Origin of the sequence: Kluyvera cryocrescens NBRC 102467 (genome assembly GCF_001571285.1) — a bacterium.
In the GTDB taxonomy this organism is placed as follows: Bacteria; Pseudomonadota; Gammaproteobacteria; order Enterobacterales; family Enterobacteriaceae; genus Kluyvera; species Kluyvera cryocrescens.
The window spans coordinates 1-12,057 of sequence record NZ_BCTM01000045.1 but is presented as its reverse complement, the minus strand read 5'-3'; the positions used below and the strand labels follow the sequence as shown (position 1 = coordinate 12,057).

At 51.0% G+C, this 12,057-nt stretch carries 9 protein-coding genes, 1 tRNA gene and 2 pseudogenes; 9 read left to right on the top strand and 3 right to left on the bottom strand.

Going from position 1 to position 12,057, the window contains the following annotated elements; translation table 11 throughout:
* Positions 1-18: 18 nt before the first annotated feature.
* A complete protein-coding gene (locus KCR01S_RS21515; protein ID WP_061285007.1) occupies positions 19-303 on the bottom strand; it encodes a YfcZ/YiiS family protein in 285 nt (94 codons plus the stop codon).
* Between the two features lie 373 nt (positions 304-676).
* Here KCR01S_RS21515 and fadL point away from each other — a divergent pair, with 373 nt between their 5' ends.
* Entirely contained in the window at positions 677-1,993 is a 1,317-nt protein-coding gene (fadL, locus tag KCR01S_RS21510) for a long-chain fatty acid transporter FadL (RefSeq protein WP_061285006.1), read from the top strand.
* Between the two features lie 60 nt (positions 1,994-2,053).
* Here fadL and mlaA read toward each other — a convergent pair whose 3' ends face one another.
* A complete protein-coding gene (mlaA, locus tag KCR01S_RS21505; protein ID WP_061285005.1) occupies positions 2,054-2,809 on the bottom strand; it encodes a phospholipid-binding lipoprotein MlaA in 756 nt (251 codons plus the stop codon).
* A 288-nt stretch (positions 2,810-3,097) separates the two neighbouring features.
* Between mlaA and KCR01S_RS21500 the strand changes: the two genes are divergently transcribed.
* The 8 genes and pseudogenes from KCR01S_RS21500 to KCR01S_RS24545 all read left to right on the top strand — a co-directional run.
* Positions 3,098-4,018: a formate/nitrite transporter family protein gene (locus tag KCR01S_RS21500; protein WP_061285004.1), complete on the top strand. Its 921-nt coding sequence runs from the start codon at positions 3,098-3,100 to the stop codon at positions 4,016-4,018.
* A gap of 96 nt (positions 4,019-4,114) precedes the next feature.
* A tRNA-Arg gene (locus KCR01S_RS21495) sits at positions 4,115-4,189 on the top strand.
* A gap of 175 nt (positions 4,190-4,364) precedes the next feature.
* Positions 4,365-5,564: a tyrosine-type recombinase/integrase gene (locus KCR01S_RS21490; RefSeq protein ID WP_007851503.1), complete on the top strand. Its 1,200-nt coding sequence runs from the start codon at positions 4,365-4,367 to the stop codon at positions 5,562-5,564.
* A 143-nt stretch (positions 5,565-5,707) separates the two neighbouring features.
* Positions 5,708-5,929, top strand: a pseudogene (locus tag KCR01S_RS21485) (transposase); the annotation flags it as partial.
* Between the two features lie 236 nt (positions 5,930-6,165).
* Entirely contained in the window at positions 6,166-7,248 is a 1,083-nt protein-coding gene (gene lacI / locus KCR01S_RS21480; protein ID WP_007851507.1) for a DNA-binding transcriptional repressor LacI, read from the top strand.
* 121 nt (positions 7,249-7,369) lie between these two features.
* Entirely contained in the window at positions 7,370-10,444 is a 3,075-nt protein-coding gene (gene lacZ, locus KCR01S_RS21475; protein ID WP_061285003.1) for a beta-galactosidase, read from the top strand.
* Between the two features lie 51 nt (positions 10,445-10,495).
* Positions 10,496-11,749: a lactose permease gene (gene lacY, locus KCR01S_RS21470; protein ID WP_003846917.1), complete on the top strand. Its 1,254-nt coding sequence runs from the start codon at positions 10,496-10,498 to the stop codon at positions 11,747-11,749.
* A gap of 65 nt (positions 11,750-11,814) precedes the next feature.
* A pseudogene (locus KCR01S_RS24545) lies at positions 11,815-11,955 on the top strand (maltose acetyltransferase domain-containing protein); the annotation flags it as partial.
* Positions 11,956-11,969: 14 nt separating this feature from the next.
* On the opposite strand, the gene KCR01S_RS21465 reads toward KCR01S_RS24545, so the two are convergent.
* A partial coding sequence (locus tag KCR01S_RS21465) for an IS1 family transposase (protein WP_019725062.1) occupies positions 11,970-12,057 on the bottom strand: 88 nt, incomplete at its 5' end.

Here is a 12,057-nt window from a genome sequence, read left to right as displayed (position 1 = left end):
CAGTTTGCCGGAATGCGATTAACGCAGGCCGAGCTGGAAAATCAGCGTTTCAGCTTCGCAGGCAAAGACGAAGTCGATGTCCAGCTGTACGCCACCTTCCACTTCTTTAAAGGTAGAGGTGATTTTGCATGGCTCAGACTCCACGCCGCGCGCTTTTTCAGTCAGCGCAGCCAGAGTTTCTTCTGCTTCAGCACGGTTCGCGAATACGCGGCTGTAAGATGCGGTGCAGTCGGTGTTGTCCATGATGGTACCAACATCCATGCAGCAGCAAACTGGGGTTTCATCAGCACTACATTTACTCATTGCAGATTTCCTCTGTTTTTGTGCACCCAAGGTGCCAGATAAACTATGTGCCTATTTTACGCCCGCCCGCCATCGCTCTCCAGTCGATAATGAGATGAAAGCTGATAAGTGACCGAAATCACAATTAAAAATGATCTAGAACAAATTCAGCGTTTGACGCCCCATGACCAGACCCGCAATTTTGCCAACCAGATCTCGTTTCAAACAACATCTTTGAAAATATTAATAAACAATATTGCAACATACCATCTGGTCAGACCTATACTCTCGTCACTGGTCTGATTTCTAAGTTGTAGTCCAGCCCCTACACTTCGCGCTTCTGTTACTACATGTAACATTGTTTGTATAAAAATAACTCAATGAGGTTATGGTCATGAGCCAAAAAACCCGTTTCACGAAGTCTGCTCTTGCTGTTGCAGTGGCACTTGTTTCTACCCAAGCCTGGTCAGCAGGTTTCCAGCTAAATGAATTCTCATCCTCTGGTCTGGGCCGCGCCTATTCAGGTGAAGGCGCTATCGCCGATGATGCGGGTAATGCCAGCCGTAACCCGGCGCTGATTATGATGTTCGACCGCCCAGAGTTTTCTATCGGCGCGGTATTTATCGACCCTGACGTGAATATCACAGGTAAATCTCCGGCTACCGGCAAAAGCACCGACGCTGACAATATCGCGCCAACCGCCTGGGTGCCAAACGTCCACTTCGTGATGCCAATTAACGAACAGTTTGGTTGGGGGGCTTCCATCACCTCCAACTACGGTCTGGCCACTGAGTTCAATAATAGCTACGCGGCCGGCATGTATGGCGGCAAGACCGACCTCCAAACCGCTAACCTGAATCTGAGCGGCGCTTACCGCCTGAGCAGCAACTGGAGCTTCGGCCTCGGTTTTGATGCCGTGTACGCTAAAGCGAAAATTGAGCGCTATGCAGGTGATGCAAGCCTGAGTTTCCCAGGTGCTGCGGGTAACTTAGTGGGGATCACTGGCCCTGACTCACAAATTGCGCACCTGAAAGGTGACGAGTGGGGATACGGCTGGAATGCGGGCATTTTGTACGAACTGGATAAGAATAACCGCTGGGGTCTGACTTATCGCTCAGAAGTGAAAATTGACTTCGACGGCGATTATAAAAGCTCTATTACTAGCCGTGGCAACCAACTGCTCGCAGCTCGTGGGATTACTGGCCTGCCTTACGGCACCGATGGGCGCACCGTTCCGGGTTCTTTGACCCTGAACCTGCCTGAAATGTGGGAAATCTCCGGTTATAACAAAGTCGATCCACAGTGGGCTATCCACTATAGCATCGCCTACACCAGCTGGAGCCAGTTCCAGGAGCTGAAAGCGACCGGTTCTAATGGTCAGGAGCTGTTCTATAAAGACGAGAGCTTTAAAGACGCTTACCGTATCGCCCTGGGTACCACCTATTACTACGACAAAAACTGGACCTTCCGTACCGGTATTGCGTTTGATGATAGCCCGGTTCCTGCAAACCATCGCTCAATCTCCATCCCGGACCAGGACCGTTTCTGGCTGAGCGCCGGTACCACCTATGCGTTTAACGAAGATGCCTCCATCGACGTCGGCGCGTCTTATATGCACGGTCAAACCGTTACCGTTCAGGAAGGCAATTACACCTTCAAATCTGAAGGTAAAGCCTGGCTGTTTGGTACCAACTTCAACTATCGTTTCTGATAGCCTGAAGACATAAAAAAAGGGTGAACATGATGTTCACCCTTTTTTATTGCCGAGCGGTTACTCGGAATCGATATCCTTCAGATCGCCCTCAATCGCCTGCGCATTCGGGTTCACTTCCGGTTTCAGCTTGCCGCCGTTAGCAATAAAGTCATGCTGCTGGAAGTAGGCTTCACGGACCATAATGTACGGATCGGAGGATTGACGTAACAGGCCATCAGAGTCGAGCAGTTGTGCCCGCGTTTCGACCCCTTCAACCACCCATTTCCCAATCGACATTGGCCAGGTCAGCCACGAGAGCACTGGATAAGTGGTATCCGCCATATCGCCAACATCTTCACGTAAGGTAAAGCTGCCGTAGAACGGTAGCTGCATATACGGACCGTAACCCACGCCATAATGCCCCAGCGTACTGCCAAAACGATGCGGCTGAACGCGCTGCAGTTTTGGATTCGCCATACCAGCAACGTCAATGAAGCCCCCCATCCCAAGAACGGTGTTCAGGAAGAAACGCGTAAAGTGCACCATCCCCTGATACGGGTCCCCCTGTAAGAAGGAGTTCACCATTATAGCCGGTTCTTCCAGGTTACTGGTAAAGTTACCAAGGCCATTACGCGCAGGCTGCGGAACATAATCACGCCACGCCACGGCGACAGGACGAACGACGTACGGATCCAACACATTAAAGTTGAAGCTGTACATCGTTCGGTTAAATCCTTCAAACGGGTCTGAACGCCCCTGTTGTTCTGTACCGGAACTCGCACAACCCACCAGCAGTGTGGTTCCTAGCGCAAGCGCCGACAGGCGAAGCTTCATAAATGTCTCCCTGTTGATAATGGCTATTGCTGACTGCCATCCATGACGGAACGCGTGCGTATCCGCCTATTTAGATGTGAGCGATTGTAACAGCCCATCGAACGATGTCTATATAACTGGTCTCGTTGATTTTATCATAGCCTGGTAATGCCTGCGTCGCGGGGCATAAACGTCTCCGGCACAATAAAGGCAGAATGCCAGCATCACCTCTTTTCAGAATACATCCACTCATACCTCGGACAGAAGCCGCTACGCTTAAGCTATCTGTGCTTATTTCAGGGGGCTGAGATGGATGACTTCAAACAACAAAAAATAGATAGCCACAGTGACGAACTCGAAGTTGAGAGTGAAGAGAAGGAAAGCGGTCAAAAGATAGAGGTGGATGAGGATCGGCTACCTTCCCGCGCCATGGCAATTCACGAACATATCCGCCAGGAAGGTGAAAAGGAAATGGAGCGCGATGCCATGGCGCTGCTGTGGTCGGCCATCGCGGCCGGGTTATCAATGGGAGCCTCGCTGTTGGCAAAAGGTATTTTCCACGTCCAGCTTGAAGGCGTGCCCGGCGGATTTTTGCTGGAAAACCTCGGTTATACCTTCGGCTTTATTATCGTCATTATGGCCCGCCAGCAGCTATTTACCGAAAATACCGTCACCGCCGTCTTGCCCGTGATGCAAAAACCAACCCTCAGCAACTTTAGTTTACTGATGAGGTTATGGGGCGTTGTGCTATTGGGAAATATCATTGGAACCGGGATTGCCGCATGGGCTTTTGAACATATGCCCATTTTTGATGAGCAGACTCGCGACGCATTCGTCAAAATAGGGATGGACGTCATGAAGAACAGTCCAACTGAGATGTTCGCCAACGCGATTATATCCGGTTGGTTGATTGCGACGATGGTCTGGATGTTCCCCGCCGCCGGAGCCGCGAAAATTGTCGTCATTATCCTGATGACATGGCTTATTGCGCTGGGCGATACCACCCACATTGTGGTCGGTTCGGTCGAAATTCTCTATCTGGTATTCAATGGCTCGCTGCACTGGAGTGATTTTATTTGGCCGTTCGCACTACCGACGCTTGCCGGAAATATCTGCGGTGGGACCTTTATATTCGCGTTAATGAGCCATGCGCAGATCCGCAATGATATGAGCAATGCGCGAAAAGAAAAGCAGCGTTTACAGGCCCATGATAAGACGAAAAAGGATTAAACAAGGGGCGTGCGATGCGAAATGGCGATGGTTTGAGCAGTCAGGTGGTGATGTACTTACTCCTGCGAATAAAAAACGCTATACTCGTGCCGCTTCGCCCCCTTAGTTAAATGGATATAACGAGCCCCTCCTAAGGGCTAGTTGCAGGTTCGATTCCTGCAGGGGACACCAGATATAACTCTCCTGATGTCTACCGAATTCAATAAAAACCTTTTATAATCAGCCATAACCCCTCTTCTCAGGCTATGCGACGTCAACTGAAGTCTACCCATATCTACGTGAATCAATAAACGTTTGGGGGCCTAAGTGGGGGCTTATCCTGTTCAACGGAAAATGAGGCCCCCAAATGCCACTGAATGCTCGTCAGGTCGAGACTGCAAAGCCCAGAGATAAAGCCTATAAACTCGCTGATGGCGGAGGGCTCTATCTCATGGTCAATACTAACGGTTCAAAGTACTGGCGAATGAAGTATCGATTTGCCGGTAAAGAGAAAAAACTCTCGTTCGGAACCTATCCTGACATCTCACTTGCGGAAGCCCGCACTAAGCGCGATGAAGCGAGAAAAACATTGGCAAATGATAAAGATCCCGGTGAAGTTAAAAAAGCCGAACTACTTGCCCAAAAACTATCGGTTACGAATACTTTTGAAGCGATAGCGGTTGAGTGGTACAACGCAAAAGTTTCTGGCTGGTCAAAAAACTACGCTGACTATGTTAACCGGGCCTTCAAAAACAATGTATTTCCCTTTGTTGGATCGCAGCCGGTTAATGAGATAAAGCCACTGGAGCTTCTGTCTGTATTGCAGCGTATGGAAAAGCGAGGTGCGCCGGAGCTTGCCAGTAAAGTGCGCCAACGTTGTAGCGAAGTGTTCCGTTACGCTATTGTTACTGGCCGAGCCGAGTACAACCCTGCGGCTGATCTTGGTAGTGCTTTACAGGGGTACGAGAAACAACATTATCCCTTTCTTACTGCTGCTGAGCTACCCGAGTTTTTACAAAAGCTTTCACAATACACCGGCAGTCTAGTAACGCTTCTGGCGACCCGACTACTCATGCTTACGGGCTTACGAACCGTCGAATTACGTATGGCAGAATGGAGTGAAATCGACTTCGAAAACCATATCTGGGAAATACCGAAAAGTAGAATGAAGATGAGGCGACCCCACATAGTGCCCCTTTCTGCTCAATCCTTAGCAGCACTTCGGCAACTAAAGCAATTGACCGGTACTTACCAGTTTATCTTTGCAGGTCGAAACGATGTTAATAAACCAATGAGCGAAGCCAGCATCAATATGGTTATTAAAAGGATTGGTTACGATAAGAGAGCAACCGGACATGGTTTTCGTCACACCATGAGCACAATCTTGCATGAGGAAGGATTCAACACTGCTTGGATTGAGACCCAGCTCGCGCATGTGGACAAGAACGCGATTCGCGGGACCTATAACCATGCGCAGTATCTTGAAGGGAGGAAAGAGATGATGCAGTGGTATGGGGACTATTTGGATGGATTGCGATTGGATGGAAACGTTGCCAGAGTTAGTTAATGAAGAGCCGATTCGAGTTCGGCCTTCGCACCAACAGTATGTAAATAGACCTCAACTGAGGTCTTTTTTTATGCCTAAAATGAATCGCCACGGGTTTAACAGACACCTCAGAGTCATTTAAGATGGCTTAAAGAGAGGTGCCCATGAGCGGTAAGCGTTATCCCGAAGAGTTTAAAACTGAAGCAGTCAAACAGGTTGTTGATCGCGGTTATTCTGTTTCCAGCGTTGCAACACGTCTCGATATCACCACCCACAGCCTTTATGCATGGATAAAGAAGTACGGTCCGGATTCTTCCACTAATAAAGAACAGTCAGATGCTCAGGCCGAGATCCGCCGTCTCCAGAAAGAGCTGAAACGGGTTACCGGTAATGCTGTCAACCTGTTGATGACTATTTTAATCTGTAGTCATTCAATCCTTGTAACATCAGGATGATCCTGGTGTCAGTGAAAATACGAAATCAACACGTTGGTATCATTACCCACCTGTGAACTGACGTCGGCATTTTGAATCTCACTTCGGCGTGCCCCCTCCGAATGGCGCAAAACATTTCGTGGTATGGCATGATAGCACCCGAAGAGAGTCAATTCAGGGTGGTAAATGTGAAACCAGTAACGCTATACGATGTCGCAGAGTATGCCGGTGTCTCTTATCAGACCGTTTCCCGCGTGGTGAACCAGGCCAGCCACGTCTCTGCGAAAACGCGGGAAAAGGTGGAAGCGGCGATGGCGCAGCTGAACTACATTCCCAACCGCGTGGCACAACAACTGGCGGGGAAACAGTCGTTGCTGATTGGCGTTGCTACCTCCAGTCTGGCCCTGCACGCGCCGTCGCAAATTGTCGCGGCGATTAAATCTCGCGCCGATCAACTGGGTGCCAGCGTGGTGGTGTCGATGGTAGAACGAAGCGGCGTCGAAGCCTGTAAAGCGGCGGTGCACAATCTTCTCGCGCAACGCGTCAGTGGGCTGATCATTAACTATCCGCTGGATGACCAGGATGCCATTGCTGTGGAAGCTGCCTGCGCTAATGTTCCGGCGTTATTTCTTGATGTCTCTGACCAGACTCCCATCAACAGTATTATTTTCTCCCATGAAGACGGTACGCGACTGGGCGTGGAGCATCTGGTCGCATTGGGTCACCAGCAAATCGCGCTGTTAGCGGGCCCATTAAGTTCTGTCTCGGCGCGTCTGCGTCTGGCGGGCTGGCATAAATATCTCACTCGCAATCAAATTCATCCGATAGCGGAACGGGAAGGCGACTGGAGTGCCATGTCCGGTTTTCAACAAACCATGCAAATGCTAAATGAGGGCATCGTTCCCACTGCGATGCTGGTTGCCAACGATCAGATGGCGCTGGGCGCAATGCGCGCCATTACCGAGTCCGGGTTGCGCGTTGGTGCGGATATCTCGGTAGTGGGATACGACGATACCGAAGACAGCTCGTGTTATATCCCGCCGTTAACCACCATCAAACAGGATTTTCGCCTGCTGGGGCAAACCAGCGTGGACCGCTTGCTGAAACTCTCTCAGGGCCAGGCGGTGAAGAGCAATCAGCTGTTGCCCGTCTCACTGGTGAAAAGAAAAACCACCCTGGCGCCCAATACGCAAACCACCTCTCCCCGCACGTTGGCAGATTCCTTAATGCAGCTGGCACGACAAGTTTCCCGACTTGAAAGCGGGCAGTGAGCGCAACGCAATTAATGTGAGTCAGCTCACTCATTAGGCACCCCAGGCTTTACACTCTATGTGTCCGGCTCGTATGTTATGCGAAAATGTGAGCAGATAACAATTCACGCAGGATACAACTATGACAATGATTACGGATTCACTGGCCGTCGTATTACAACGTCGTGACTGGGAAAACCCTGGCGTTACCCAACTTAATCGCCTTGCGGCACATCCCCCTTTCGCCAGCTGGCGTAATAGCGAAGAGGCTCGCACCGATCGCCCTTCCCAAGAGTCGCGCAGCCTGAATGGTGAATGGCGCTTTGCCTGGTTTCCGGCACCAGAAGCGGTACCAGAAAGCTGGCTGGAGCGCGATCTTCCTGACGCCGATACTGTCATCGTCCCCTCAAACTGGCAGATGCACGGTTACGATGCGCCTATCTACACCAACGTGACCTATCCCATTGCGGTCAATCCGCCGTATGTTCCCACGGAGAATCCGACGGGTTGTTACTCGCTCACATTTAATGTTGATGAAAGCTGGCTACAGGAAGGCCAGACGCGAATTATTTTTGATGGTGTTAACTCGGCGTTTCATTTGTGGTGCAACGGGCGCTGGGTCGGTTACGGACAGGACAGTCGTTTGCCGTCTGAATTTGACCTGAGCGCATTTTTACACGCCGGAGAAAACCGCCTCGCGGTGATGGTGCTGCGCTGGAGTGACGGCAGTTATCTGGAAGATCAGGATATGTGGCGGATGAGCGGCATTTTCCGTGACGTCTCGTTGCTGCATAAACCGAGCACGCAAATCAGCGATTTCCATGTAGCCACTCACTTTAATGATGATTTCAGCCGCGCTGTACTGGAGGCAGACGTTCAGATGTACGGCGAGCTGCGCGATGAGCTGCGGGTGACGGTTTCTTTGTGGCAGGGTGAAACGCAGGTCGCCAGCGGCACCGCGCCTTTCGGCGGTGAAATTATCGATGAGCGTGGTGGTTATGCCGATCACGTCACCCTACGTCTGAACGTCGAAAACCCGAAACTGTGGAGCGCCGAAATCCCGAATCTCTATCGTGCGGTGGTTGAACTGCACACCGCCGACGGCACGCTGATTGAAGCAGAAGCCTGCGATGTCGGTTTCCGCGAGGTGCGGATTGAAAATGGTCTGCTGCTGCTGAACGGCAAGCCGTTGCTGATTCGCGGCGTTAACCGTCACGAGCATCATCCTCTGCATGGTCAGGTCATGGATGAGCAGACGATGGTGCAGGATATCCTGCTGATGAAGCAGAACAACTTTAACGCCGTGCGCTGTTCGCATTATCCGAACCATCCGCTGTGGTACACGCTGTGCGACCACTACGGCCTGTATGTGGTGGATGAAGCCAACATTGAAACCCACGGCATGGTGCCAATGAATCGTCTGACCGATGATCCGCGCTGGCTACCCGCGATGAGCGAACGCGTAACGCGAATGGTGCAGCGCGATCGTAATCACCCGAGTGTGATCATCTGGTCGCTGGGGAATGAATCAGGCCACGGCGCTAATCACGACGCACTCTATCGCTGGATCAAATCTGTCGATCCTTCCCGCCCGGTACAGTATGAAGGCGGCGGAGCCGACACCTTCGCAACCGATATTATTTGCCCGATGTACGCGCGCGTGGATGAAGACCAGCCCTTCCCGGCTGTGCCGAAATGGTCCATCAAAAAATGGCTTTCGTTGCCTGGAGAGACGCGCCCGCTGATCCTTTGCGAATACGCCCACGCGATGGGTAACAGTCTTGGCGGCTTCGCTAAATACTGGCAGGCGTTTCGTCAGTACCCCCGTTTACAGGGCGGCTTCGTCTGGGACTGGGTGGATCAGTCGCTGATTAAATATGATGAAAATGGCAATCCGTGGTCGGCTTACGGCGGTGATTTTGGCGATAAGCCGAATGATCGCCAGTTCTGCATGAACGGTCTGGTCTTTGCCGACCGCACGCCGCATCCGGCGCTGACGGAAGCAAAACACCAGCAGCAGTTTTTCCAGTTCAGTTTATCCGGGCGAACCATCGAAGTGACCAGCGAATACCTGTTCCGTCATAGCGATAACGAGCTCCTGCACTGGATGGTGGCGCTGGATGGCAAGCCGCTGGCAAGCGGTGAAGTGCCTCTGGATGTCGCTCCACAAGGTAAACAGTTGATTGAACTGCCTGAACTACCGCAGCCGAAGAGCGCCGGACAACTCTGGCTAACGGTTCACGTAGTGCAACCGAACGCGACCACATGGTCAGCAGCCGGACACATCAGCGCCTGGCAGCAGTGGCGTCTGGCGGAAAACCTCAGCGTGACACTCCCCTCCGCGCCCCACGCCATCCCGCAACTGACCACCAGCGAAACGGATTTTTGCATCGAGCTGGATAATAAGCGTTGGCAATTTAACCGCCAGTCAGGCTTTCTTTCACAGATGTGGATTGGCGATAAAAAACAACTGCTGACGCCGCTGCGCGATCAGTTCACCCGCGCACCGCTGGATAACGACATTGGCGTAAGTGAAGCGACCCGCATTGACCCTAACGCCTGGGTCGAACGCTGGAAGGCGGCGGGCCATTACCAGGCCGAAGCAGCGTTGTTGCAGTGCACGGCAGATACGCTTGCCGACGCGGTGCTGATTACCACGGTCCACGCGTGGCAGCATCAGGGGAAAACCTTATCTATCAGCCGGAAAACCTACCGGATTGATGGAAGTGGTCAAATGGCGATTACCGTTGATGTTGAAGTGGCGAGCAATACGCCACATCCGGCGCGGATTGGCCTGACCTGCCAGCTGGCGCAGGTAGCAGAGCGGGTAAACTGGCTCGGATTAGGGCCGCAAGAAAACTATCCCGACCGCCTTACTGCGGCCTGTTTTGACCGCTGGGATCTGCCATTGTCAGACATGTATACCCCGTACGTCTTCCCGAGCGAAAACGGTCTGCGCTGCGGGACGCGCGAATTGAATTATGGCCCACACCAGTGGCGCGGCGACTTCCAGTTCAACATCAGCCGCTACAGTCAACAGCAACTGATGGAAACCAGCCATCGCCATCTGCTGCACGCGGAAGAAGGCACATGGCTGAATATCGACGGTTTCCATATGGGGATTGGTGGCGACGACTCCTGGAGCCCGTCAGTGTCGGCGGAATTCCACCTTAGCGCCGGTAGCTACCATTACCAGTTGCTCTGGTGTCAAAAATAATAATAACCGGGCAGGCCATGTCTGCCCGTATTTCGCGTAAGGAAATCCATTATGTACTATTTAAAAAACACAAACTTTTGGATGTTCGGTTTATTCTTTTTCTTTTACTTTTTTATCATGGGAGCCTACTTCCCGTTTTTCCCGATTTGGCTACATGACATCAACCATATCAGCAAAAGTGATACGGGTATTATTTTTGCCGCTATTTCTCTGTTCTCGCTATTATTCCAACCGCTGTTTGGTCTGCTTTCTGACAAACTCGGGCTGCGCAAATACCTGCTGTGGATTATTACCGGCATGTTAGTGATGTTTGCGCCGTTCTTTATTTTTATCTTCGGGCCACTGTTACAATACAACATTTTAGTAGGATCGATTGTTGGTGGTATTTATCTAGGCTTTTGTTTTAACGCCGGTGCGCCAGCAGTAGAGGCATTTATCGAGAAAGTCAGCCGTCGCAGTAATTTCGAATATGGTCGCGCGCGGATGTTTGGCTGTGTTGGCTGGGCGCTGTGTGCCTCGATTGTCGGCATCATGTTCACCATCAATAATCAGTTTGTTTTCTGGCTGGGTTCTGGCTGTGCATTCATCCTCGCCGTTTTACTCTTTTTCGCCAAAACGGATGCGCCCTCTTCTGCCACGGTTGCCAATGCGGTAGGTGCCAACCATTCGGCATTTAGCCTTAAGCTGGCGCTGGAACTGTTCAGACAGCCAAAACTGTGGTTTTTGTCACTGTATGTTATTGGCGTTTCCTGCACCTACGATGTTTTTGACCAACAGTTTGCTAATTTCTTTACTTCGTTCTTTGCTACCGGTGAACAGGGTACGCGGGTATTTGGCTACGTAACGACAATGGGCGAATTACTTAACGCCTCGATTATGTTTTTTGCGCCACTGATCATTAATCGCATCGGTGGGAAAAACGCCCTGCTGCTGGCTGGCACTATTATGTCAGTACGTATTATTGGCTCATCGTTCGCTACCTCAGCACTGGAAGTGGTTATTCTGAAAACGCTGCATATGTTTGAAGTACCGTTCCTGCTGGTGGGCTGCTTTAAATATATTACCAGCCAGTTTGAAGTGCGTTTTTCAGCGACGATTTATCTGGTCTGTTTCTGCTTCTTTAAGCAACTGGCGATGATTTTTATGTCTATTCTGGCGGGCAATATGTATGAAAGCATCGGTTTCCAGGGCGCTTACCTGGTGCTGGGTCTGGTGGCGCTGGGCTTCACCTTAATTTCCGTGTTCACGCTTAGCGGCCCCGGCCCACTTTCTCTGCTGCGTCGCCAGGTGAATGAAGTCGCTTAAGAAATTAATGTCGGATACGGCGCGAGCGCCTTATCCGACCAACTTATCAGGACGGAATGTTAAAAATGAACATGTCGATGACAGAAAAAATAAAAGCAGGCAAGCTATTTACCGATATGTGCGAAGGCTTACCTGAAAAAAGACTTCGTGGGAAAACATTAATGTATGAGTTCAATCACTCGCATCCATCAGAAGTTGAAAAAAGGGTAATGACTCCAACTTATTGATAGTGTTTTATGTTCAGATAATGCCCGATGACCTTGTCATGCAGCTCCACCGATTTTGAGAACGACAGTGACTTCCGTCCC